The organism is uncultured Wocania sp. (assembly GCF_964021735.1).
Classification (GTDB): Bacteria; Bacteroidota; Bacteroidia; order Flavobacteriales; family Flavobacteriaceae; genus Wocania_A.
This window is the reverse complement of the sequence record NZ_CAXIBN010000020.1, coordinates 1-26310: the sequence shown is the minus strand read 5'-3', so window position 1 is coordinate 26310 and position 26310 is coordinate 1. Positions and strand designations below refer to the sequence as shown.

Here is a 26310-nt window from a genome sequence, read left to right as displayed (position 1 = left end):
AGTCTGATGGTTGGGATGGTACTTTTAATGGTAAATTATTAAATACCGATGATTATTGGTTTAAGGTCTTTCTTCAAGATGGACGACAATTTATGGGGCATTTCACTTTAAAACGATAACCCGTTTATTTTGCTTAATTTTGCAAAATGCAGTTCAAAATCAATTCAGAATTTAACCCCACGGGCGATCAGCCTCAAGCTATAAAGCAATTAGTTAATGGTATAAATACTGATGAAAAATATCAAACTCTACTTGGTGTTACAGGTTCTGGCAAAACCTTTACGGTAGCGAATGTTATTGAAGAAGTGCAACGACCAACCTTAGTTTTAGCACACAACAAAACACTTGCAGCTCAATTATATTCAGAGTTTAAACAGTTTTTTCCAAATAATGCGGTCGAGTATTTTGTATCGTATTACGACTACTATCAACCCGAAGCTTATATTCCTGTTTCTGGAGTTTATATAGAAAAAGATTTATCGATAAATGAAGAAATTGAAAAAATGCGTTTGAGCGCCACTTCTTCTCTACTTTCTGGCAGAAGAGATGTACTAGTTGTAGCTTCCGTTTCTTGTATTTATGGTATTGGGAATCCAGTTGAATTTCAAAAAAATGTTGTCGCCTTAAAACGAGATCAAGTCATTTCCAGAACAAAATTATTACATCAATTAGTACAAAGTTTATATTCGCGTACCGAAGCCGATTTTAAGCACGGAAACTTCAGAATTAAAGGCGATACCGTTGATATATTTCCAAGTTACGCCGATGATGCTTTCAGAATTCATTTTTTTGGAGATGAAATTGAAGATATAGAATCCTTTAATATTCAAACCAATGAGGTTATAGAAAAATATGATCAACTGACTATTTATCCTGCAAACATGTTTGTAACCTCACCAGATGTTTTACAAGGTGCTATTAAAGACATTCAAGATGATTTAGTAAAGCAACATGATTATTTCAAAGAAATAGGTAAACATTTAGAAGCTAAACGATTAAAAGAGCGTACCGAATTCGATTTAGAAATGATACGCGAATTAGGATATTGCTCTGGTATTGAAAACTACTCACGCTATTTAGATAGACGTTTACCTGGAACGCGCCCTTTCTGTTTGTTAGATTATTTTCCAGATGATTATTTAATGATTGTAGATGAAAGTCACGTTACTATTTCACAAGTACATGCCATGTATGGAGGTGACAGAAGTAGAAAAGAAAATTTGGTAGAATATGGTTTTAGATTGCCAGCAGCAATGGATAATCGTCCCTTAAAATTTGAAGAATTTGAAGCCATTCAAAATCAAGTTATTTATGTAAGTGCTACACCAGCCGATTATGAATTGCAAAAAACAGATGGTATTTACGTAGAACAAGTAATTCGTCCAACAGGTTTATTAGATCCTATTATTGAAGTACGCCCAAGTTTAAATCAGATTGATGATTTAATTGAAGAAATTCAGCAACGTGTTGAAAAAGACGAACGCACCTTGGTAACTACACTTACTAAACGAATGGCAGAAGAATTGACTAAATATTTAGATAGAATTCAAATACGCTGCCGTTACATTCATAGTGATGTGGATACTTTAGAACGTGTTGAAATTATGCAAGATTTACGTAAAGGCTTATTTGATGTTTTAGTTGGTGTAAACTTACTTAGAGAAGGTTTAGATTTACCCGAAGTATCGCTCGTAGCAATTTTAGATGCTGATAAAGAAGGATTTTTACGTTCGGCGCGATCACTAACACAAACCGTTGGTAGAGCCGCAAGAAACCTTAATGGGAAAGCCATTATGTATGCTGATAAAATTACCAAAAGCATGCAAAAAACTATTGATGAAACTGAATACAGACGAGAAAAACAAATGGCGTACAATACTAAACATAATCTAGTACCAAAAGCATTAAACAAAAGTTTGGATAATGCATTGTCAAAAAACTCAGTAAGCACGTATGGTTATGAGTTGGAAGCTGCAAAAGCTGCTGAACCAGAAAGCGAATATTTAAGCAAACCAGAATTGGAAAAGAAAATTCGAGATAAGCGAAAACTTATGGAAGAAGCTGCAAAAGCACTAGACTTTATTGTAGCTGCAAAGTTAAGAGACGAGATTAAAAATTACCAAAATAAACTAGAAAAGCTAAAAGTATAAACTTTTAGCTTTTCTATATCTAACAAGCTCTTTAAAAATTAACACTTCAAACTCTTCTTAAAAAGAAAATACTTGTTAGATAAATGGATTAATTATACTGTGTTTTAAAAATATCTATTAAAACATCTGGTGGCACAATTTTATTTGGAAAACTTTCCATTAAATATAAAACCTTAGTTATTGATTCGTGACTTAACCCCATTCGAAGTCCAAAATTATAAAGCTTTATAACTCCAGCAGAGTTATTTTCTTCACCATACTTCTGCTCAATATTCATTAATAAAACTAATCTGTGAAACTGAACAATACGCTCACTATGAGATTTTAAATGTGTATAAGTAACAGGGTGTTCAATTAAATATTCGAAATCTTCTCGAGATATTTCAAGCTGTTTTGCAACACCTAACAAAAAGTTATATTCTATATTTTTTATGTCTTTATCATATTTTGCAAAAGCAATCATCTCAGATAAAAGACTCAATTTTTCTACTCTATTAACCATGTTTAAAGGGATAAATTAATTACAATATAAAGTTACACAGAACAGTTATTTAATAATCGTAGATATAATGTAACTTATCGAAAAATGGAACGTATTTGGTCGTGATTTTTATTTACTTCATCAATAGCAGTCTTTTGTTTACCTAATAAAATTGCATTTCATCATTTTTCCCTATGCAGTTTTCATAATAAAAAATTAAAATAAACAACTGAATTACAATGAAATACGATGTTTTATTTCGTTTTTCAAATACTATCATTAAAAAACAATATTTAGGTATCTTTACAAAAGTTTAAAAACGCTAAGAAAGTATTGGGTTTTAATTAGAATCGACGAAATACAAGCCAAAAAAGAATATAACAGATATGACAAATAACGATGTTTTAAAAAAATTACGTGTAGCATTAAAATTAAGGGATGATGATATTATAAAAATTTTAAGTTTAGTTGATTTTAGAATTTCTAAAAGTGAGCTAGGAGCTTTTTTCAGAAAAGAAGATCATCCAAAATATATGGAATGTGGTGATCAAATTTTACGAAATTTTTTGAACGGTTTGGTTATTCATTTAAGAGGGCCAATGCCAAAAAAAAAAGAAAACATAACACAAAAAAAGAGCAATGATTAAATCATTGCTCTTTTTTTATTTATTAAGATTATTCGACTATGCTTAGAGAGACATTGTTTAAATTAACCTAATACTTGCTGTACTTTATCTGCAGCTTCTTGAAATTCGGTAGCACTCATTACATCTAAACCAGAATTATCAATTAACTCTTTTGCAATGTCTGCGTTTGTTCCTTGTAAACGTACAATAATAGGCACATTAATATTCCCCATATTCTTATAAGCATCAATAACACCTTGAGCCACACGATCGCAACGTACTATACCTCCAAAAATATTAATTAATATAGCTTTTACAGCTGGGTCTTTTAATATAATTTTAAAAGCAGCTTCAACACGAGCTGCATCGGCAGTACCACCTACATCTAAAAAGTTTGCTGGCTCTCCACCTGCTTGCTTTATTAAATCCATAGTTGCCATTGCTAGTCCAGCACCGTTTACCATACAACCAACATTGCCATCTAAATCTACATAATTCAAACCTAGTTCTCCAGCTTCAACTTCAATAGCACTTTCTTCACGTATATCGCGTAAATCAACGTAATTTTTATGTCTGTATAAGGCATTATCATCAATGGTAACCTTAGCATCAACAGCCATTATTTTATTATCGCTTGTTTTTAAAACTGGGTTTATTTCGAACAGAGACGAATCCGATTTTACATAAGCCGTATAAAGATTAGTAACAAACTTTGTCATTTCTTTAAATGCCAATCCAGACAATCCTAAATTAAAAGCAACACGTCTTGCTTGAAACGGCATTAAACCAACAGACGGATCAACTTCTTCTGTAAATATTAAATGAGGTGTTTCTTCAGCTACTGTTTCAATATCCATTCCACCTTCAGTAGAATACATAATCATATTACGCCCCGTACCACGATTTAATAATACCGACATATAAAATTCATTGGTTTCGGTTTCGCCTGGGTAATACACATCTTCAGCTATTAAAACTTGGTGTACTTTCTTTCCTTCTGCAGATGTTTGAGGTGTAATTAAATTCATCCCAATAATTTGTCCCGCAATGGTTTCAACCTCTTGCAAGTTTTTAGCAAGCTTTACACCACCGCCCTTACCACGTCCACCAGCATGAACCTGGGCCTTAATTACATGCCAACTCGTACCAGTTTCTTGTGTTAATTGCTTTGCAGCAGCAACAGCTTCTTGTGCATTTTGAGCTACAATACCGCGTTGTATGCGTACTCCAAAAGTGCTTAATATTTCTTTACCTTGATATTCGTGTAAATTCATAACTTGCTTAATAGTTTAAGATGCGCAAATGTAAATAATAGCTATTAATTACACTAATATTTTATTTAAGAATGAAGAAAATTAAAGTTACAAATTTATTAATTGTTAAATAATAAACATTTTGTTTAATTTCATTAATTTTATAATTATTAATTTTTTTTTGAAAATAATAAAATATCTTTGAAAAAAATAATATTGCACTTATGACTAATAACCAGTTGCTAAATATAGCTAAAGAATATGGAAGTCCTGTTTACGTTTATGATGCTGAAAAAATTACAGCTCAATATAATCGTTTAACCAATGCTTTTAAAAGTGTTAAGACTTTAAAGTTAAATTATGCTGTAAAAGCTTTATCAAATATTTCTATATTAAAATTATTTAAACGTTTAGGATCTGGGATTGATACAGTTTCAATTCAAGAATTACAACTTGGATTAGCTGCTGGTTTTTCGCCTGAAGAAATAATTTTCACACCTAATGGCGTGTCGTTAGCAGAAATTGAAGAAGCAGCAAAACTAGGAGTTCAAATAAATATTGATAACCTAGCTATTTTAGAGCAATTTGGCACAAAGCATCCAAATATTCCTGTTTGTATACGTATCAACCCTCATGTTATGGCTGGAGGGAATAGTAATATTTCTGTGGGACATATCGATTCTAAGTTTGGTATTTCAATCCATCAAATTCCACATTTATTGCGTATTGTAGAAAATACCAAAATGACTATTAATGGCATTCATATGCATACAGGTAGTGATATTTTAGATATTGATGTGTTTTTATATGCCAGTGAAATACTTTTTGAAACCGCAAAAGCATTTAAAAATTTAGACTTTATAGATTTTGGATCTGGTTTTAAAGTACCTTATAAGGTTGGAGATATAGAAACCAATATTGAAGAATTAGGAAAAAAACTATCTTCTAAATTCAATCAATTTTGTAAAGACTATGGAAAAGAATTAACCTTAGCTTTCGAACCTGGAAAATTTTTAGTGAGTGAATCTGGTAGATTTCTAACAACCGTAAACGCAGTAAAACAAACAACTTCAACGGTTTTTGCTCAAGTTGACTCTGGGTTTAATCATTTAATTCGCCCCATGTTTTATGGGTCGCATCATGATATAATAAACCTATCTAATCCTGATGGACGCGAGCGTTTTTATACGGTTGTAGGTTACATTTGTGAAACGGATACTTTTGGAAACAATCGTCGTATTAATGAAATAAATGAAGGCGATATATTATGCTTTAAAAATGCAGGTGCATACTGCTTTTCTATGGCGAGTAACTACAATTCACGTTATCGTCCAGCAGAAGTTTTATGGTACAATAACAAAGCACATTTAATACGAAAAAGAGAAACTTTTGATGATATTTTGAAAAATCAGGTAGAAGTTGATTTCTCAACTAAAAAAGAAAAAGAATTGATTAAATAAAAGACAACTCTAACAAAATAAATAATAATATATAATCAACCCTGTATCTGTCCGTTAAAATAGATACAGGGTTTTATTTTTAAAAACTCTAACTAAAAACTAAAGTAAGAATAAAAAATCGACCTATTTTTGAGCAAATGACAATATTTTAATGAATTTCACTAACCCATTAGTTTATGGTGTTCCATGTTTTCTTGGTCTTATCCTCCTAGAATTAGCATATAGCAAACATAATAACAAAAAAAAAGATTTATATAATTGGAAAGATTTATCAGCTAGTCTTACAATGGGTATAGGCTCAACCATTATTGCTCCTCTTACTAAAACTATTGCAGCCATTGTTCTATTTAATTATGTTTACGATGTTTTTAATCCAGAAATAGATGGTATTCGTACTAACATTATGGGTTGGAAATCTTTTGGTTATGCATGGTACATATGGCTTATTTGTCAATTGCTAGATGATTTTAGTTACTATTGGTTTCACAGACAAAACCATAATGTACGTTTACTTTGGGCTGCTCATATTGTACACCATTCTTCAAATAAATTTAATTTAGGTACCGCAGTAAGAAACGGTTGGTTTACTATTTTTTATAAACCCTTTTTTTATATGTGGATTCCTGCTCTTGGTTTTCCTCCAGAAATGCTTGTTGTATGCTTAGGCATTGAAGCTTTATGGCAATTTCAACTACATTCTGCTTTTATACCAAAACTGGGGATTGTTGAAAGAGTATTTAACACCCATACCATGCATCAGGTACATCATGCACAAAATATAGAATACATGGATAAAAATCATGGTGGTTTTCTAAATATTTTTGATAGACTTTTTGGCACTTGGAAAGAACTTGACGAGACTATAGATATAAAATATGGTGTTTCTCACCCACCTAACTCCTATAATCCATTAGTAATTTTAACACATGAATATAAAGATATCTGGAACGACATGAAAAAGTCTAAAAACTGGTATCATAAATTTATGTATGCATTTGCTGCTCCTGGTTGGAGCCATGACGGAAGCACCCTTACTATAAAGCAACAACAAAAACTATCTAAAATTAATAATAAGAGAAATTAACAAATGTTAATTTCTCTTATTATTAATATCACTACATTTAGCTACAAATATTTTGTGTAAACTTACTCTCCCTTAGTTTTCACTATTTTAATTAGCTTAATACCACTTACCCCTTATCATTTTTGTAAACCTGTTAGAATAGTTCTAACACGCATTATATTAACAAAAACCAACCAGAATTATGAAAAAATCATTGTATTTATTGCTATTATTACCAATGCTATTGGTGGCGCAACAAAATGAATCTATTTTACTAAATCTATCTGAGATTACAGTAAAACCCGGTCATAATGCTCAATTTATTCAAGGCGTAAAAGCATGGAAAGAATGTTATTTAGAAAACAATGGAGAAGATAAGTGGAATATGTGGAAACGACTTCAAGGTGAAGGTAGTGTTTATACCATGACAAGTGTTATGGCTAATTGGGCTGAAATGGATGAAAAAGGAGATGATGCTGGAAAAGAATGCAGAATGATTGTTGTTAATTTAATTATGCCGCATGTTAAAAGTATTCATTACAACTTAGCGCGCTCTTTGCCTAAGCTAAGTAGAAGTTCGCCCATGCCAGAAGACACTGGCTTAGTTTGGGTATATAATGTACAGGTTAATAATTCAACTGATTTTAATCATGTAATTTCGGAAACTAGCAAGGCAATTAAAAACGCTGAAGGAGATGGAAGAGGAACATGGTATAGTACAATAGGTGGAGCTCCAGAAGTTTCAGATTATTTTGTTGGTATTCCTTTCAAAAACTTTGCTGAATTAGATGTTGAAAGAGATGGTGTTTGGAAAGTTTACGAAAAAGCTAATGGTAAAAAGAAAACAGATGAATTAAGAGCAAAGTTTAGAGCTTGTGTTGATAATGATTGGGCCTATATTTATACCCTTAACAAAGAGTTATCTAACTAATTTTAAAGCTAAATAAAAAAAGCCCAATAATAATTGGGCTTTTTTATAGGTTAATTTACTCTCTAACTTACCACTAAAAACACTCACATGCAATTAAAAACATCTCTCATTATAGCCCTATCTGCAAGCATTATAGGGTTATTTGCCTGGGAAAGCTATTGGCGTTCTCAGGGATACACACCAAATCTTAATGATGACAAAGGACTTTGGGCTAACCAAAGAGCTAAAGTAAATACTTCAACAGATAAAGACATACTCTTACTCGGTTCATCAAGAGTTTTATTCGATATTCAATTGAATGAATTTGAAGCAGAAACTGGAATTAGACCTGTTCAATTAGCTATTCCTGGATCATCTCCTCTACCCGTTTTTCATGATATTGTTAATAATACAGACTTTAAAGGAACCATAATTTTGGGTGTTACAACAGTTTTAACATTTTCTACTTTATATCCAAAAGCAATGCCTTGGGACCGTCCTCAAAGTAAAGTTGATTATTTTTATAATCGTACCTATGCGCAACGTTTAAATCATAAATTATCACTTCCTCTTCAAAAGAACTTTGTTTTAATGTCAGCAGATGAAGAGTTATATATGGATGATATAGATTTAAAGTCGCTCCTAAGACGAATTAAAGTTGGTGAACGTGTACCTAGTCCTGTTCACTTAGTAAACTTTCAAAATACGGTTGAGGATAGAAATACATTAATGCTAGACAGAACAGTTACCGACACTACCTTTACCCGAAAAGTTACAAACTTTTGGGAGTTTATTATGAAAGTTTCTCCGCCGCCAGATGTAGAACCTACAATGAAATTTCTGGTTAACGATGCGAAAGCATTTATAAAAAAAGGTGGAAATCTTATTTTTCTAAGATGCCCTTCTTCTGGTCCTTTTAGAGCTGGAGAAGCACATATGTTACCTAGAGAAAAAGTTTGGAACGAATTATTAAGGCAAACCAACGCAAAAGGTTATCATTACGAAGATTACGAGCAGTTTAAAGGTCTTATATGCCCAGAATGGTCACATCTATCTTCTAAAGATGCCAAATTCTTTACTACTGAACTTGCAAAAATCATGATTGAAGACAACGTTTTACCTAACCAAAAAACCAATTAAGCTATGTTATTCAATTCATTAAGTTTTGTAGTGTTTTTAATTATAGTACTTGTACTATATTATTCTAAAATATTTAATTGGACCGGTAAAAAACGTATGCTTTTATTATCGAGTTATATATTCTACGGTTTGTGGAATCCGCCTTTAGTTATTTTGTTATGGATATCTACAATAGTAGATTGGACCGCTGGAAACAAATTAGCGGCAGAAGTAAATCAAAGAAAAAGAAAGTTCTGGTTACTGCTTAGCATGTTTGTTAATCTTGGTTTTTTAGCATTTTTTAAATATGGTGATTTTCTTTTAGAAAACTTTGTTCTATTATTAAATAGTATTGGCATTGAGTTTACGGCTCAACCTATGGATATTATTTTGCCAATGGGTATTTCTTTTTACACCTTTCAAACTATGTCGTACACTATAGATATGTATAAAGGCAAAATTAAACCAGCAAGAACATTTTTAGATTTTGCATTGTACGTTACATTCTTTCCACAATTAGTTGCTGGCCCAATTGTTAGAGCTAAAGATTTAATTACTCAATTTTATGAAGAAAAAAAAGCTACAGCAAATCAATTTATTTGGGGTGTATTTCTTTTAACTATTGGACTTTTTCAAAAAGTTGTTATGGCAGACACACTATTAGCTGATACCTCAGATGCTATTTTTGGCTCAGGAAAAATTCTTCATGGTATTGATGCTTGGGTTGGAACCATTGCATTTTCTGGACAAATATTTTTTGATTTTGCAGGCTATTCTACTTGTGCTATTGGAATTGCTTTAATGCTAGGTATAATTTTACCAGATAACTTTAGATACCCTTACGCTTCGTTAGGCTTTTCAGAATTCTGGAAACGCTGGCATATTTCTCTATCAAGTTGGTTAAAAGACTATTTATATATTCCTTTAGGTGGAAATAGACATGGAATTACCAAAATGTATGTAGCCTTAATGTTAACTATGTTATTAGGCGGATTATGGCATGGTGCTGCTTGGACGTTTATTGTTTGGGGAGGGTTACATGGTGCTTACCTTATATTAGAAAAATTACAGAAAAAGTATTTACCCTTTAAAATAACTAAATGGAATGGATTGTTTTTAGCGTTTATTACCTTTAGTTGTGTAAATATTACTTGGGTATTTTTTAGAGCTAGAGAATTTGATACGGCTTGGAATATGATAAAGTCGATGTTCTACTTACAGACAGATGGAGAAAAGATTCTTTCTTCATTCGATATCATTAAAGTTAGTGTAGTAATTGGAATTCTATTTTTATGCCATTGGATTATGAGAAATACATCAATGAAAGAAGCCTCTCAAAAAACGTCACCTATTGTTTTAGGAATTTTTTGGGCAATCATATTTTTCCTAATATGCATCGCACAAGGTAGTGGAGAACAATTTATTTATTTTCAATTTTAAAAAGCTTATTAAAATGTTTTAAGAGATTAGGTTTGCTAAAAATTAATATTATTCAAACCTAATCTCTTAACTTACCACTAAAAACACTCACTTTAGAATTAAACGGGTTTCCAGAAGCACGACGAAGCATAACCACTTGTCCGCAATGCCAAAGTGCATCTGCAATTGGACCGTTTATTATATTCCAAAACGGAAATCTATCGTTATCATATTTAGAAATATCATCTGACGCTCTTAAAATATTTGAGGCCTTTTCAATATTCAACAAAGTCTGTTTTCTTTTTTCATCAAAAGATAAATCGGTAGCATCCTTTTTTCTTTCTTCGCTAGAAATAGAATTCAGAATAAAATTAGATAAACCAAAAATATGATCGATTGTTTCTGCGCTTGTTCGTCCACTTTCACTAGGTTTATAATTTAAATCTTCTGGTCTTAATCCTTCAGTTGCCCAATAGTATCTAAATCCTAAACCATCAACCATTCTGGCTGCAACAGTTCCAGCTGTATAAGTTTCTGGATGTTCTGGAATTTCGTAATAAGGCAATTTTTCTTCACTTTGTGCCATAGTAAATATGGACAACAACAAAGCTAATAATAAAGTTATTTTTTTCATTTTATTTAGGTTTTAAGGTCATTACATAATCGTAACTTTTTTCGCAACCTTTATTAATTAACGAGAACATATAACCATTAGCAGATATATAAAGCATTGCTTTTTCCTTTTCTTTAAAATCTAGGTCTTTAGTTTTTTATTGTTTTTTGATTAGGAATAGGATTTACTCCATATTTATCAAATAAATATATTAACGAAGTCATAGTAGCAGCTCCTAATTCTAACTCACGTTTATTAACATGTTCAAATGTGTCATTACTTGCATGATGATGATCAAAATAACGCTGAGAATCTGGACGCAAACCAGCTAACACGACAGCATCGGTTTTTAAAGGACCAATATCTGCGCCTCCATAGCCCTTTTCAAAATAATGAATCAAATAGGGTTTAAATAAATATTTCCAGCTTAATACTTGATTAAAATTGGCATCACTACAATCGAAACTAAAACCACGAGGTGTAAACCCGCCAGAGTCACTTTCAAGAGCAAACACATGGTTTTCTCCTTTTTGTTTGGCAACTTCAGCATATTTATTGCCACCACGTAACCCGTTTTCTTCATTCATAAATAGCACGACTCTAATACTTCGCTTTGGCTTAATTCCTGATTCTTTTAATAATCTTAAAACGTCCATAGACTGTACCACTCCTGCTCCGTCATCATGCGAGCCATCTCCTAAATCCCACGAATCTAAATGTCCACCAACTATCATATATTCGTTAGGGAATTCACTACCAGTAATTTCACCAATAACATTATACGATAACACGTCCTTTAGTTGTTTACAACTTTGCTTAAAATAAAAATTTATGGATTTATCTAATTCAAGCATCGTACTTAACAATTCAGCATCATTCGTACTTATTGCCGCAGAAGGAATTCGTTTTTCGTTAGGTAAATCGCCGTAACTCATAGCCCCTGTGTGTGGCAAATCGTCTAACCTTAAATTCATTGAGCGTACAATAACACCAACTGCACCGTATTTTGAGGCCTCAACTGCTCCAGAATAACGCTGATTTACACAACCTCCATAGGCTTCAAATGTGCTAATCAATTCGGGTTGCATAGGTCTGTTATAGAATACTATTTTTCCTTTAATTTTTTCTTCGCCTAAAGCTTTTAATTCTTCAAAAGTTTTAACCTCAACAATATTTGCTTTTATACCTAGTGGATTTGTTGCCACAGAACCACCTAATGCACAAATATTAACGGTGGTAGTTTTTGCTGTTTCGAAACCTTTTGATTTTGTTTCGATATAGGCATATTCTTTTGCGCCACGAACCCATTTTGGCACCATAACGGGTTGTAACCAAACTTTATCCAATCCTAATTTTTCTAGTTCCTCTTTGGTATAAGCTACTGCTTTTTCGGCATTTAAAGAGCCTGACAACCTTCCTCCTATTTGGTTTGAAAGATGATTTAACCAATCATAACTTTTACCGTTTGTTAAAGATTGGGTATAAATTTCTCTTAAAACTTGCTCGTCTGTTTGAGAGTTTGATTGAATTGATAATAATATGGCTAAAATTAAAATGAAAGGTCTTAAATAAATCATATAAAAATTTTTGATTTAAATATACTACTTATTGAAAACTGATTGTTACCTTGAAACATAAATTTGTGTTAATTACATGCAGCAAGTGTGTTAACGATTAATGTCCTTCGACTACGCTCTTGACAAAAAATTAAGTTTTTAGCTTTATTTAAATTTAATCCTATTTATGTCGAACTCACATTAATTATTATACCCAAAACGCTTTAATTGATTTTGGTTACTACGCCAGTTTTTATTAACTTTTACGAACAATTCTAAATGAATTTGCTTACCAAAGAATTTCTCTAAATCTTTTCTAGCTTCTATACCAACTCGTTTTAAAGCAGAGCCTTTATGCCCAATAATAATACCTTTTTGAGTCTCTCGCTCTACCATAATTACAGAGCGAATGCGTATAATATTTTCTTCTTCAAAAAACTCCTCGGTTTCAATTTCTACAGCATACGGAATTTCCTTTTTGTAATGCATTAAAATTTTCTCGCGAATACTTTCATTTATAAAGAATCGCTCAGGCTTATCGGTTAACTGATCTTTTGGATAAAATGCTGGCGATTCTGGAAGCAATTCTATAATACGATTAAATACTTCTTTTACATTAAAACCTTCTAAAGCAGAAATAGCGATAATTTCAGCATTGGGTACTTTTTCTGTCCAAAGTTGCACTTGAGTTTCTAATTGTTGTTGATCTGATTTATCAATCTTATTTAACAGTAATAAAACTGGGATTTTAGAATTTTTAATTTTATTAAAAAAAGCTTCATCTTTTAACTCTTGCTCACCAATTTCAACCATATAAAGTAAAACATCGGCATCTTCAAAAGCAGATTTAACAAACCCCATCATAGATTGTTGCAACTCGTAAGCCGGTTTTATAATCCCTGGCGTATCGCTAAATAACACTTGAAAATCGTCGCCGTTTACAATACCTAAAATCCGGTGACGCGTAGTTTGAGCTTTTGATGTGATAATCGATAATTTTTCACCAATAAAGGCATTCATTAATGTAGATTTTCCCACATTTGGGTTACCAATAATATTTACAAAACCTGCTTTATGGCTCATAGATTCTTTATTTTTAGAAGTATGCAAAGTTACAATCTTGATTTGTTTATTGCACTATTCTATCCTTTTAAAACAAAAAAACAGGAAGCAAGCTTCCTGTTTAAATTAAATATTAAGTAACTTTTAAATAAACTACTTAATTATTTCTAATAATTCAACCTCAAAAATTAAAGCATCAAATGGTTTAATTTTACCTCCTTGACGTGGAAAAGCACCATAAGACAATTCTTGTGGAATAAAGAATTTATATTTTGAACCTACTGGCATTAATTGTAAACCTTCTGTCCATCCTTTAATAACTTGATTTACTAAAAATTCTGATGGAGTACCTCTATCTACTGAACTATCAAAAACTTCACCATCGATATTAGTTCCATGATAATGTACTTTTACTTTAGAAGCCGCTTCTGGCTTTTCTCCAGTTCCTTCTTTTAAAACAATGTATTGTAAACCTGAAGCTGTAGTTTGCACACCTTCTTTTGTTTTGTTTTCTTCTAAAAAGTTTTCACCAGCAACTTTGTTATCGTTAAACTGCTCTTCAACTTTCTTTAAAGCTTCAGCTTGCTGCTTTGCTCTTGCTTCTTCTTGTTTTGATTTGAAGTAAACATTTATAACTTCTCTTGCTTTTTCTTCCTCAATTAACATTGAAGTAGAGTCTAATACATTAACTAAACCCTGAATAAAAATATCTTTATCTATTTCAGAAGCATTTGTTTTTATATTTCTTGCTACATCCATTCCAATAGCATAACTCACAGAATCAAGTTGAGTGTTTAGTGCTTTATTAGTTACTCCACTTTTATTACAAGAAAATAACACAGTTCCCACTAAAGCAATACTTAAAAGTTTAATTGTTTTCATCTAATTATTTTTATTTGTTTTTAATTGTTGTTCGTAATGTCTTTTAATAATAGAATTTAATTAGACATTCCATTCTTTATAGTTTATTTTCTATTTGATGCCAAAAGTATGGAATTTTATAACAGTATACAAAGCAAGTTTTTAATCAATATGATTTAAAAACTTTTCCAAAATGGGGTTTCTATTCTTTTTATTCCAAACTACAGATAATACTGTTTTTTGTGAAATATTTTTAAGTTCTATAAACTTAATCCCTTTTATATTTTGAGTTTGAAGCGATTTTGGAACAATAGAAATACCGAAATTATTTTCAACCAGTTTATATATAGAACTTGCATGAATGGTATTGTGTGCAATAATTGGAGTAAAACCATTATCATCAAAAATTTGCATCACTTTTTCGAAATAAGATGTACTATATTTAGAATCGAATAGAATGAAAGCATCGTTTTTAAATTGCTTAAAGTTTTTAAAGTTACTTGTGTTTATTGGGTGATTTTCAGGTAAAACCAAACAAAAATTCTCTTTTAAAACAGGTTTTATTTCTAGATCTCTTGGTACGCGTTCTAACCTTACAAAACCAATATCAATATCATGAGAGAGTAAACTATTTATTTGCTTTTGATTATCTAACTCTTTTAAACTAAATTGAGCATTTGGATTTTCTGTTCTAAATTTCAAGAGTAAATTTGGTATGATTTTTTGCATTGCAGAGCCCACATAACCAAATTTTAAATCGCCACCAATCCCATCGTTTAACAATTTTGCTTGATTAAAAATGCGGTCTAAATCCTTTAAATTTTGTGTGATTTCAGTTTTTAGGTAATATCCTGCTTTTGTTAATTCCACCTTTCTGTTATGCCGTTCAAACAATTTAATTCCCAAATCGTCTTCCATTTGTTTTATTTGTCTGCTCAACCCTGGTTGAGAAATAAACAAGCGTTCTGCCGCTTTTCTAAAATGCAAATCTTCGGCAACAGTAATAAAATATTTAAGATGCCTTAACTCCAATTGATGCTTCATAGTTATTAATTAATCACATTATTAATATTAATAAGCATCAAAAATAAGAATAACTTTGTCAATATATCCATTACACAAAAAATATGTTTAAATACGGAATAGAGCATCTTACAGTTAATAAAGCTATTGCCATTGCAAACGGTACTTTAAAAGCAGTAATTACTAAAGAAGTTAAAAACAAAGTAAACGATTGTCGACAAAAAGTTGAAACCATAGCCAGTTCTAACAAAGCGGTTTATGGCATTAATACAGGTTTTGGTCCTTTGTGCGATGTTCAAATTACACCCAAGCAAACCAGTAAACTGCAAGAAAACTTATTAATCACCCATGCAGTTGGTGTTGGAAATCCGATTGATAAAGAACTATCAAAAATCATGATGATTTGCAAAGTGCATGCATTATGCCAAGGATTTTCTGGAGTGCGCTTAGAATTGATTGAACGCATTTTATATTTTATTGAAAACAATCTGTTACCTATAGTCCCAGAACAAGGCTCGGTTGGAGCTTCTGGAGATTTAGCACCCTTATCTCATTTATTTTTACCATTATTAGGCGAAGGTGAATTTTGGATTGGTGATGCTATCGAACCTGCAAAAAAAGTTTTGGAACAACACGGTTTAAAACCAATGAAATTGGAAGCTAAAGAGGGTTTAGGACTAATTAATGGCACACAATTTATTTTAGCGCACACTATTGTTGGGTTAAAAAAAATGGAATATCTACTTGATTTAGCAGATGTTTCTGGTGTTATGAGTTTAGAAGGTTTTCAAGGCAGTGCTTCACCATTTAAAGAAGCCTTGCATAAAATTCGTCCGTTTAAAGGTAATTTAAAAGTCGCCGAACGCATAAGAATGTTATTGAAAGATTCTCAAAATGTTGAAAATCATTTTGAATGCGAACGTGTGCAAGATCCGTATTCTATTCGCTGCATGCCACAGGTTCACGGTGCTTCAAGAAATGCCTATTATCATTTGAATGAATTGGCAGAAATTGAAATGAATTCGGTAACCGACAATCCTATTGTATTAAGTGAAACTGAAGCCATTTCTGGAGGAAATTTTCATGGACAACCATTGGCCATGGCTTTAGATTACACTTCTATTGCAGCTTCAGAATTAGGCAATATTGCAGACCGACGGTGCTATTTATTATTAGAAGGCAAATACGGATTACCGCGTTTATTAACCAAAGCTGGTGGTTTAAACTCAGGTTTTATGATTCCGCAATATACTACAGCAGCATTGGTAACCGAGAATAAATCGTTGTGTTTTCCACCATCGGCAGATAGTATTCCAACATCTTTAGGACAAGAAGATCATGTGTCTATGGGCAGCATATCGGGACGCCAATTTAATCAGATTTTAGGAAATGTTGAAAAGATTTTAGCTATTGAATTAATGTATGCGGCGCAAGCTATGGAGTTTAGAAGACCGAATACATTTTCAAAAATAATTGAAGAAAATTTCAAAATTATAAGAAGTAAAGTTACTAAACTAGAAGATGATCGTGTTTTAAAAGACGACATCAACACCTTAATAACAATGGTGAAAAATCAAGTTTTTATTGTACATTAATACATTCTAAATTATGACTTTTAAAGAACACATATTACAAGGTATTCCAACTGAATTACCAGTAAAACGCGCCTATCCAAAAAATACCAATAGAGCACCAAAACGAAAAGATATTTTATCTAAAGGCGAAAAACAACTTGCTATTCGTAATGCTTTACGCTACTTTCCTAAAAAATGGCACGAAGAATTAGCTTTAGAATTTGCCCAAGAATTACAAGATTTTGGTCGTATTTACATGTACCGCTTTAAACCAAACTACAAAATATATGCAAGAGATATAGTTGAATATCCAGCAAAATGTACACAAGCAGCGGCTATTATGCTAATGATTCAAAACAACCTAGATCCTGCTGTGGCACAACACCCCGAAGAATTAATTACGTATGGGGGCAACGGTGCTGTGTTCCAAAATTGGGCACAATACCTTTTGGTTATGCAATATTTAGCAACCATGACCGATGAGCAAACTTTACACCTATATTCTGGTCACCCTATGGGTTTATTTCCTTCTTCAAAGAATGCCCCAAGAGTTGTAGTAACTAATGGTATGGTAATTCCAAATTATTCGCAGCCCGACGATTGGGAAAAATTTAATGCATTGGGCGTTTCTCAATACGGACAAATGACAGCAGGTTCGTTTATGTATATTGGTCCACAGGGTATTGTACACGGCACAACTATTACCGTTATGAATGCTTTTAGGAAAATTTTACAAAAAGATGAAACTCCCGCTGGTAAAATATTTTTAACTGCCGGATTGGGTGGTATGAGTGGTGCACAACCAAAAGCAGGAAACATTGCTGGTTGTATTACAGTTTGTGCCGAAGTTAATGCCAAAGCAGCAACCAAACGGCACGAACAAGGCTGGGTTGATGTATTAATTGATAATATAGATGACTTAGCTATCAGAGTAAAACAAGCACAAAAAAATAAAGAAGTCGTTTCAATTGCTTTTATTGGAAATATAGTGGATGTTTGGGAGCGTTTTGATGAAGATAATATTTTCGTTCACGTTGGATCCGATCAAACCTCGTTGCATATTCCTTGGACTGGTGGTTATTACCCTGCCGATATCTCTTACGAAGAATCTAATCGATTAATTCGCGAAGAACCCGAAATCTTTAAAGAAAAAGTACAAGCTACATTACGCCGTCATGCTACATCAATAAATAAACATACTGCAAAAGGCACCTATTTTTTCGATTATGGTAATGCTTTTTTATTAGAATCATCCAGAGCTGGAGCCGATGTTATGGCAAAAAATGGCATCGACTTTAAATATGCTTCTTACGTTCAAGATATTTTGGGGCCTATGTGTTTCGATTATGGATTTGGGCCATTTCGTTGGGTTTGTACCTCTGGAAAACCAGAAGATTTAGATAAAACAGATAACATTGCTGCTTCTGTTTTACAAGATATTATGGAAAACTCTCCAGAAGAAATCCAATTGCAAATGCAAGATAATATCACTTGGATAAAAGATGCAAAGAAAAATAAAATGGTAGTGGGTTCTCAAGCACGTATTTTATATGCAGATGCAGAAGGGCGTAGTAAAATTGCTAAAGCTTTTAATGATGCTATTGCTAAAGGTGAAATTGGACCAGTTGTTTTAGGCAGAGATCATCATGATGTTAGCGGAACAGATTCTCCATACAGGGAAACTTCAAATATTTATGATGGCAGCAAATTTACCGCAGATATGGCAATACATAATGTTATTGGTGATAGCTTTAGAGGTGCTACTTGGGTGTCTATACATAACGGCGGTGGCGTTGGTTGGGGCGAAGTTATTAATGGTGGTTTTGGCATGTTACTAGATGGTACAAAAGAAGCTGAAACACGTTTAAAAAGTATGCTCTTTTACGATGTGAATAACGGAATTGCACGCAGAAGTTGGGCACGAAACGAAGAAGCTTTATTCGCAATAAAACGAGAAATGGAGCGAACACCTAACTTAAAAGTTACACTTCCTAATTTAGTTGAAGATGACTTATTAAACAACTTATTTTAATGACTACTTTATTTAAAAATATAAAAGAACTTATTCAAGTTCGTGAAGCGCAAATTAACTTTGTTTCAGGTTCAGCAATGAAAACTTTACCAACCATTAAGGATGCCTTTTTAGTGGTTGAAAACGGAGTGATTTCTAATTTTGGAAATATGGATAATTGTCCGAATTCAGAATTTGACAAGGTAGTTGATGCAACAGGAAAAATGATTTTACCGTCGTGGTGCGACTCACATACCCATATTGTTTATGCAGGTAATAGAGAAGGTGAATTTGTTGATAGAATTAATGGATTATCTTATGAAGCTATAGCAAATAATGGGGGAGGTATTTTAAACTCAGCTAAAAAACTTCAAGAAACATCTGAAAATGATTTATACAACCAAAGCAAAACCCGTTTAGAAGAAATTATTCAGTTAGGCACTGGAGCTGTTGAAATTAAATCGGGTTACGGATTAACTCTTGATGCCGAATTGAAAATGCTTCGTGTAATTAAACGCTTAAAAGAAAATTATCCTATTGAAATAAAAGCCACTTTTTTAGGCGCACATGCAGTACCTTCTAATTATAAAAACAATAAAGCGGGCTACCTTAATATGCTAATACAAGAAGTAATGCCAAAAATTGCTTCAGAAAATCTCGCAGAATTTGTTGATATTTTTTGCGAAACAGGATATTTTTCAGTTGAAGACACTAAACTCATTTTAGAAGCAGGTAAAAAACATGGGCTAATTCCTAAAATACACGTTAATCAATTCACCGCTATTGGTGGTGTTCAAGTTGGCGTAAAATATAATGCACTATCTGTAGATCATTTAGAGGAAATGCGAGATGAAGATATTGCTGCGCTTCAAAACACATTAACTATGCCTGTGGCTTTACCAAGCTGCTCCTATTTTTTAAGTATTCCTTACACTCCAGCTAGAAGAATGATTGATGCAGGTTTACCACTAGCTTTAGCAACCGATTACAACCCTGGGTCGACTCCATCTGGTAATATGAATTTTGTAATATCTACCGCATGTATCAAAATGAAAATGACACCAGAAGAAGCCATTAATGCAGCTACTATTAATGGTGCTTATGCCATGGGATTAGAACAACAAGTTGGCTCGATTACTAAAGGAAAACTGGCTAATCTCACTCTTACAAAACCTATTAATTCTTACGGATTTATACCTTATTCATTTGGAAACCATCAAATAGAAAAAGTATACTTAAAAGGAGAACAAATTACAAACAAACACTAGTTAACAAAAAAGACTAAAATTTACGTTTTACAGAACCTGTAAAGTCTTCTATATCGTCTTTCACTTTATCAAGTTCTTTTTTTACATCGGTAGTAATACTAGTATCTATGCCATTTTTTTCGGCTGTTTTAGTGATTTCGTGTTTAATATCGTTGGTAGCATCTTTAAGTGTACGCATACCTTTACCTAAACCACGAGCTATTTCTGGTAGCTTATCGGCACCAAAAACCATGATAGCAATAAATAGTATAAAAGCTATTTCTCCACCACTTATAAACAAAAATGTAGGTTGATATATCACATTACAAATATAGTGAGTGTTTTGTTAGAATAAAAAAAAGCCAACTATTAAAAGTTGGCTTTTTTTTAATATTTATCCTTTTACTTTATCTTTAAATTGATCGAACTGACTTTTCCCTACTTCTTTAGGCCATGAATTGTTAGAGGTATCAATATCTGCTGTTTCTAAATTCGGATCTATTTTAATACTCACAATCTCTTTTTCTGAAGCAATTGCTTTACTAACCTCATTATCATTAAATCTCCAAATTTGAGCTGGATAGGTTTCGGTTTTCGAAGTACCATCTGCATAAGTATATTCTACAATAATAGGCATTACTAAACCACCTGGTTTTTCAAATGTAATATTATAAAAATATTTAGGTGCTTTTATATTCTTTTGTTCTTCAAGAGTAAAATTGTCCATAATATACTCTTTAAGAGGTACTGAGTTCTCATTTGGAGTTCCGTTTTTCATATCCTCTTTAAACTCTTCACTACCTTCTTCAACCATGTAAACCAATGGTCTTAATTGTTTTTCGCTAATACCTCTTTCTTTCATAAGCTTTTTCATATAAGCATTTGGCTCTGATGAAACATAGTATTTTTTAACTTCTTTCAATCCTATATCAACCCAATCGGTAGTATAAAACCAACCTCTCCAAAACCAATCTAAATCGAATGCTGAAGCATCTTCCATGGTTCTGAAAAAATCTTCTGGAGTTGGATGTTTAAACATCCAACGCTGTGCATACTCTTTAAATGCATAATCGAATAATTCACGCCCCATAACTGTTTCTCTTAAAATATTTAAAGCTGTAGCAGGTTTACCGTAAGCATTATTTCCAAATTGGTAGGTATTAAGTCCTTTAGTCATAATTGGTGCAATATAGTCTTGATTACCACCCATATATGATACAATCATACGTGCTGGACCACGATCTGATGGAAAATCCTTGTGTTGTGGAGACAATGCTTCTGGATGCTTTTTACCAAAATCTTGTTCTGCAACATACTGAACAAAAGTATTTAAACCTTCATCCATCCATGTCCATTGACGCTCATCACTATTTACTATCATAGGAAAAAAGTTATGGCCAACCTCGTGGATAATAACTCCCATCATACCATATTTTGTACGGTCGCTATAGTTACCTTCTTCATCTGGTCTACCAAAATTCCAGCAAATCATTGGGTATTCCATCCCCTGGTTTTTAGCGTGTACCGAAATGGCTTTATGATATGGATAATCAAATGTCATTCTTGAATACGATTCTAATGTACTAGCAACGGCTTTAGTAGACCAGTCTTCCCATAAAGGGTTTCCTTCCTTAGGATACATAGATACTGCCATAACATCTTTACCACCAATTTTAACAGCCATCATATCCCAAATAAATTTTCTTGATGTTGCAAAACCATAATCACGTACATTTTCTGCTTTAAATTTCCAAGTTTTAGTTTGATTTGAAAAACCTTTTTCTGCAACTTCAGCCTCAGCTTGATTTACAATAATTACAGGTTCGTTATACGACTTTTTTGCTTGCTCATAACGCTCCATCATTGTCTTAGAAAATACTTCTTTTCTGTTTAAAAGTTTTCCTGTAGCATCCAAAACATGGTCAGCTGGTACTGTAATATTTACTTCGTAATCACCAAATGGTAGAGCAAACTCATCACGTCCCCAGAATTGAGAATTTTGCCAACCTTCTACATCACTATAAACTGCCATTCTAGGAAAAAACTGTGCGATAACGTAGACTCTATTTCCATCTTTTGGAAAATACTCATAACCTGAGCGTCCGTCTTCAACAACGTGATCATTAATATTGTACCACCATTTAATAGAGAATGAAAATTTATCACCAGATTTCATAGCTTTTGGTAATTCTACACGCATCATGGTTCTATTAATCATGTGTTTCAAAGGTTTACCATCAACATCTTTAACTTCTTCTATATTAAAACCTCTATCTAAAGTTTTTTTCATGTAAGCAGAAGTAAATTGTGAAGGCGTTAACACTGGTATTACACCACTAGTTTCTATTAATGGTGATTTAGAATCTTTTGCGCGTTGGTTTTGATCTAGTTGTACCCAAAGATATTTTAAAACATCTGGAGAATTATTAGTATAAGTAATAGTTTCAAAACCAGATAATTTAGCGTTTTTATCATCTAAAACAAGATCCATTTTATAATCGGCTTGTTGCTGATAATAAGCTACACCTGGAGCTCCCGATGCTGCTCTGTACATATTTGGCGTTGAGAACTCATCATACAATTGCTTAAACTTATTAGTATTTGAGTGTCCTTTTTTGCGTTCTTGCTGGTCTTGATTTTGAGCAAAAGCACTTGTAGATACAAACACTATAGACAGAAGGTAATAGATGATTTTTTTCATTTTAAATTTTATAACATTTTTAATTTAAAGAATTGTATTTTTAGATAAAAAGGTTGTTTTTTTATCATAAAAATTGCTCGAAAATAGTAAATTTTAAGAGTATTAACTTTATTTTAATTAAAGTTTAACAAAGCCTTATCATTTTGAAGAGTAAATAAATAACTCTTCTGCTTGGAGTTGATTTTTGTTTTAACAATATTTTGTTGTTCTTCGAATAAATCAAACAATAACTGGTTTGTAATTTGAATGGAATTGATTGCTTTTACTCCTTCTATTTCTAAGTAACAACGCATAATATCGGCATCATATTCTTTGCCTATAAAATTAAATCTTATGTCTTTATTATTAATTTTAATTTTAATTTTATCGTTTAAGTATTGCTCTATATAAGTATCTACGGTTTTAGATTCGTTTTTTCCTGCCAGAGTTATTTTTTCGTCATAACGCTTTCGCAATAAATTCTCAAAATCATCAATGAAAATTCTAGATATAATTTGCACCGATTCTTTCTCTTTTATGTAATTTATCTGAGTTACACTAACATAATATTTGTGCAACGCTGTAAATGCAAATAGCGGAACTAATAAAAAGAATATAAAAAACTTTGTAAACCTCATGTCTATTTTTTTGCTAAAGTAATTATTTTACATGGCTTGTTTCAAAAAGTATTCCAGAAAGTATTAAACTATTAATCTTGTATTTCAGCTTTGTTTTGCATGTACTGTTTATACTTCATTCTTAAAAAAATTAAAATTTTAAAATCGGTTTGATTTTTACAATGCTTAATAAAGTTTTCATCGTCTGAACAGAAATAAAAAAAATCTGCAACTTGATCTTCTTCTAATGGGTTAGAAATTAAAAAATCTTTCTCCAATCGTACTCTTACACTTTTTATTAAAGCGTCTTTTGTTTCTATTTCAACTCGTTTTCTAAGCTCTTTTGTTCTTCCAGAAATCCCATTTAATATAGGGTTTAAAGGTATTCCTCCTCCCAAAATTCCTAAAAGCATTTTGGGTTTAAACTCTCCTGCTTCGTGTAATCGTCTTTCGCTTTGTGTTGCAACTTTACCCGTATATCCAGGAATTCCCAAATCGTAAAAATTAATAGGTGGTTTGCCCTCAACATTCTTAATATCTGAAAGCAAATCTCCTGTTAATACCTTACCTACTAAAACTTCATCTAACTCATTTATTTGTTCTTCTAAATTTACAATTAGTGCTTTGTTTAAAATGATACGACTGCTAATTGTTATTTGTTTAGAACCGTGCTGAATAGATGAAAACACTAACGTATCGTTTAATTTCGCTGTAATTTTAAACTCCCCAACATGATTTGTAGTTGTAAAAACTTGTGACGTTTTGTTTATTACATGTATATTCTCAACACTAGCACTACTTTCTACTTTTCCGTAAATTTCAACAGATTGAGATACTACTATTTGAAAATTAAGTAATAGGATAAAAAAAGTAAAGTATTTAATGTTTTGCATCTTCTAATTTCAAAAATTCTTTACTTTGTTTAATTAAAAAGTCTATTAAATATACTTCGTTTTCAGGTTTGTATAATTCATCTTTAATGCCCTCTGCTTCTATAAACATTATAAATGACTCTACATTTTCTAACAAAATATTACATGTTTCACTAATAAATTTATGCGAGTATATATCTAATACATCTATTTGCTTTTTGGTTATTAAGCCTGATTTTTCTTTCTTTCTTGATTTTAAAATTTTGTTTAACCCCAATAAACCAGCAAAATCTATTCCATTGTAAAGACCTCCTTTATTAATTATTTTATTTAATTCGCTACTAGCTCCATTATTATCAAAAGCTTTATCGTCAAAAAATTCTAAGGCATTCATATTTCCTAAATCAAGTTGTAGTTTAGGCAATTCTTCAGCATTAACTACATCAACAGTTAAATTACCAGAAAGTCCAGATGATAATAAAACGGCATCTAATTGATTAACAAACTCTTTTAAATAAATTTTCAGTAATTTAGAGTCTACTACATCTTTAGTAATAGTAATTAAAACAGATTTGAATTGTAATGCAGATATTTCAATAATATCATTTAAAGCGACATTAATTATAAACTCACCTTTGTTGTTTGTTATAGTGCCTTTATTAGATGATGTGTTGTAAACTGCTACATTTTCTACATCGTTATTATCTGAAAAAATAATTCCGTTAACTTCTACACGTTCAATATTTTGACCTATCGATGAAGCACATGAAAAAATAAGTATAAGAAAAAGTAATATTCGCTTCAATACATTTTGGTTTTATTGTATAAAGAACGTATTTGAAATCTTAAATAAAATGAAAAACCGCTTTAAACTTTTGTTAAAACGTGCTTTTGGTTACTTTTACCTAATATATAAAACATTATGAAAAACCTTATTATTGCTAGTACTTCTACCCTACACGGAAGTGAATATTTAGAGTATGCTTTAGATGAATTAGCAAGCTTGTTTAAAGAAGCAAAAACGATTTTATTTATTCCGTATGCTAGACCTGGCGGAATATCGCATGATGAATATACTGCAAAAGCAGCCTCAGCATTTTCTAAAATTGATAAAGAAGTAATTGGTATTCATACTTTTAAAAACCCTTTTGAAGCTGTTAAAAATGCGGAAGCTATTTTTACTGGTGGCGGCAATACGTTTGTATTAGTAAATCAATTATATAAAAATGATTTAATTACTGTTCTAAAAGAAACGGTTACGAATGGCACGCCATATTTGGGTACAAGCGCTGGTAGTAATATTTGCGGACTTTCTATAAAAACATCCAACGATATGCCCATAGTTTATCCGCCTAGTTTTAATACTTTAGGGTTGGTGCCTTTTAATATTAATCCACATTATTTAGATCCTGATGCGAACAGCAAACATATGGGAGAAACTAGAGAGACAAGAATTAAAGAATTTCATAGTTACAATACACTACCTGTAATTGGTTTACGTGAAGGAAGCTGGCTGCGTGTTAAAGACAACTCGATAGTTTTAAATGGTGATTTAACCGCTCGTATTTTTGAATATAATAAAATACCTTACGAAGTAAATTCTGGAACGCAATTAAATTATTTAAAATAAAAAAGCTTCACATTTCTATGAAGCTTAAAGAGCGGGAGACCAGGTTCGAACTGGCGACATTCAGCTTGGAAGGCTGACGCTCT

General features: G+C 32.0%; 23 protein-coding genes. 11 read left to right on the top strand and 12 right to left on the bottom strand.

The window, feature by feature from the left end; genetic code table 11:
• Positions 1 to 146 precede the first annotated feature (146 nt).
• Positions 147 to 2150, top strand: a complete 2004-nt coding sequence (gene uvrB / locus AADI82_RS03300; RefSeq protein ID WP_341215045.1) for an excinuclease ABC subunit UvrB — start codon at positions 147 to 149, stop codon at positions 2148 to 2150.
• An 88-nt stretch (positions 2151 to 2238) separates the two neighbouring features.
• Here the strand turns inward: uvrB and AADI82_RS03295 are convergent, their stop codons facing one another.
• Positions 2239 to 2652: a TerB family tellurite resistance protein gene (locus AADI82_RS03295; protein WP_341215044.1), complete on the bottom strand. Its 414-nt coding sequence runs from the start codon at positions 2650 to 2652 to the stop codon at positions 2239 to 2241.
• A gap of 365 nt (positions 2653 to 3017) precedes the next feature.
• On the opposite strand from AADI82_RS03295, the gene AADI82_RS03290 reads away from it, so the two are divergent.
• Positions 3018 to 3278 (top strand): DUF1456 family protein, encoded by a 261-nt coding sequence (locus AADI82_RS03290; RefSeq protein ID WP_341215043.1) that lies wholly within the window; start codon positions 3018 to 3020, stop codon positions 3276 to 3278.
• 62 nt (positions 3279 to 3340) lie between these two features.
• On the opposite strand, the gene sucC is transcribed toward AADI82_RS03290, so the two are convergent.
• Positions 3341 to 4531, bottom strand: coding sequence for an ADP-forming succinate--CoA ligase subunit beta (gene sucC, locus AADI82_RS03285; RefSeq protein WP_341215042.1), 1191 nt, complete (start codon positions 4529 to 4531; stop codon positions 3341 to 3343).
• Positions 4532 to 4734: 203 nt separating this feature from the next.
• Between sucC and lysA the strand changes: the two genes are divergently transcribed.
• From lysA to AADI82_RS03260, 5 genes are all read left to right on the top strand, one after another.
• Positions 4735 to 5970: a diaminopimelate decarboxylase gene (gene lysA / locus AADI82_RS03280; RefSeq protein ID WP_341215041.1), complete on the top strand. Its 1236-nt coding sequence runs from the start codon at positions 4735 to 4737 to the stop codon at positions 5968 to 5970.
• A 151-nt stretch (positions 5971 to 6121) separates the two neighbouring features.
• Positions 6122 to 7054, top strand: coding sequence for a sterol desaturase family protein (locus AADI82_RS03275; protein WP_341215040.1), 933 nt, complete (start codon positions 6122 to 6124; stop codon positions 7052 to 7054).
• Between the two features lie 181 nt (positions 7055 to 7235).
• Entirely contained in the window at positions 7236 to 7964 is a 729-nt protein-coding gene (locus AADI82_RS03270) for a hypothetical protein (RefSeq protein WP_341215039.1), read from the top strand.
• Between the two features lie 87 nt (positions 7965 to 8051).
• A complete protein-coding gene (locus tag AADI82_RS03265; protein WP_341215038.1) occupies positions 8052 to 9083 on the top strand; it encodes a hypothetical protein in 1032 nt (343 codons plus the stop codon).
• A gap of 3 nt (positions 9084 to 9086) precedes the next feature.
• On the top strand, positions 9087 to 10502 hold the full coding sequence (locus tag AADI82_RS03260; protein WP_341215037.1) for an MBOAT family O-acyltransferase: 1416 nt from the start codon (positions 9087 to 9089) through the stop codon (positions 10500 to 10502).
• 58 nt (positions 10503 to 10560) lie between these two features.
• Here AADI82_RS03260 and AADI82_RS03255 read toward each other — a convergent pair whose 3' ends face one another.
• The 5 genes from AADI82_RS03255 to AADI82_RS03235 form a co-directional block, all read right to left on the bottom strand.
• Positions 10561 to 11115: a hypothetical protein gene (locus AADI82_RS03255; protein ID WP_341215036.1), complete on the bottom strand. Its 555-nt coding sequence runs from the start codon at positions 11113 to 11115 to the stop codon at positions 10561 to 10563.
• A gap of 128 nt (positions 11116 to 11243) precedes the next feature.
• Complete coding sequence (locus AADI82_RS03250) at positions 11244 to 12671, bottom strand: M20/M25/M40 family metallo-hydrolase (protein ID WP_341215035.1); 1428 nt, start codon at positions 12669 to 12671, stop codon at positions 11244 to 11246.
• Positions 12672 to 12851: 180 nt separating this feature from the next.
• Complete coding sequence (gene era / locus AADI82_RS03245; RefSeq protein ID WP_341215034.1) at positions 12852 to 13733, bottom strand: GTPase Era; 882 nt, start codon at positions 13731 to 13733, stop codon at positions 12852 to 12854.
• Positions 13734 to 13865: 132 nt separating this feature from the next.
• On the bottom strand, positions 13866 to 14594 hold the full coding sequence (locus AADI82_RS03240) for an FKBP-type peptidyl-prolyl cis-trans isomerase (protein WP_341215033.1): 729 nt from the start codon (positions 14592 to 14594) through the stop codon (positions 13866 to 13868).
• A 141-nt stretch (positions 14595 to 14735) separates the two neighbouring features.
• Positions 14736 to 15617: a LysR family transcriptional regulator gene (locus AADI82_RS03235; protein ID WP_341215032.1), complete on the bottom strand. Its 882-nt coding sequence runs from the start codon at positions 15615 to 15617 to the stop codon at positions 14736 to 14738.
• 83 nt (positions 15618 to 15700) lie between these two features.
• Here AADI82_RS03235 and hutH point away from each other — a divergent pair, with 83 nt between their 5' ends.
• Genes hutH through hutI form a run of 3 tightly spaced genes read left to right on the top strand, consistent with a single transcriptional unit; the run spans position 15701 to position 20449 of the window.
• Complete coding sequence (hutH, locus tag AADI82_RS03230) at positions 15701 to 17191, top strand: histidine ammonia-lyase (RefSeq protein WP_341215031.1); 1491 nt, start codon at positions 15701 to 15703, stop codon at positions 17189 to 17191.
• Positions 17192 to 17204: 13 nt separating this feature from the next.
• Positions 17205 to 19202 (top strand): urocanate hydratase, encoded by a 1998-nt coding sequence (locus AADI82_RS03225; protein WP_341215030.1) that lies wholly within the window; start codon positions 17205 to 17207, stop codon positions 19200 to 19202.
• A complete protein-coding gene (hutI, locus tag AADI82_RS03220; protein WP_341215029.1) occupies positions 19202 to 20449 on the top strand; it encodes an imidazolonepropionase in 1248 nt (415 codons plus the stop codon). The genes AADI82_RS03225 and hutI overlap by 1 nt, the downstream gene beginning before the upstream one ends.
• Before the next feature lie 13 nt (positions 20450 to 20462).
• Here the strand turns inward: hutI and AADI82_RS03215 are convergent, their stop codons facing one another.
• From AADI82_RS03215 to AADI82_RS03195, 5 genes are all read right to left on the bottom strand, one after another.
• On the bottom strand, positions 20463 to 20750 hold the full coding sequence (locus AADI82_RS03215) for a twin-arginine translocase TatA/TatE family subunit (protein ID WP_034041274.1): 288 nt from the start codon (positions 20748 to 20750) through the stop codon (positions 20463 to 20465).
• 72 nt (positions 20751 to 20822) lie between these two features.
• Positions 20823 to 23129: a M1 family metallopeptidase gene (locus AADI82_RS03210; RefSeq protein WP_341215028.1), complete on the bottom strand. Its 2307-nt coding sequence runs from the start codon at positions 23127 to 23129 to the stop codon at positions 20823 to 20825.
• Between the two features lie 113 nt (positions 23130 to 23242).
• Positions 23243 to 23746 carry a DUF6702 family protein gene (locus AADI82_RS03205; protein ID WP_341215027.1) on the bottom strand — a complete coding sequence of 168 codons (504 nt, stop codon included), beginning with the start codon at positions 23744 to 23746 and terminating at the stop codon, positions 23243 to 23245.
• A 71-nt stretch (positions 23747 to 23817) separates the two neighbouring features.
• The gene (locus tag AADI82_RS03200; RefSeq protein WP_341215026.1) at positions 23818 to 24618 is read right to left on the bottom strand and encodes a hypothetical protein; all 801 of its coding nucleotides are present in this window, start codon (positions 24616 to 24618) and stop codon (positions 23818 to 23820) included.
• A complete protein-coding gene (locus AADI82_RS03195) occupies positions 24605 to 25402 on the bottom strand; it encodes a hypothetical protein (RefSeq protein ID WP_341215025.1) in 798 nt (265 codons plus the stop codon). The genes AADI82_RS03200 and AADI82_RS03195 overlap by 14 nt, the downstream gene beginning before the upstream one ends.
• A gap of 117 nt (positions 25403 to 25519) precedes the next feature.
• Here AADI82_RS03195 and pepE point away from each other — a divergent pair, with 117 nt between their 5' ends.
• Positions 25520 to 26227 carry a dipeptidase PepE gene (pepE, locus tag AADI82_RS03190; RefSeq protein ID WP_341215024.1) on the top strand — a complete coding sequence of 236 codons (708 nt, stop codon included), beginning with the start codon at positions 25520 to 25522 and terminating at the stop codon, positions 26225 to 26227.
• Positions 26228 to 26310 lie beyond the last annotated feature (83 nt).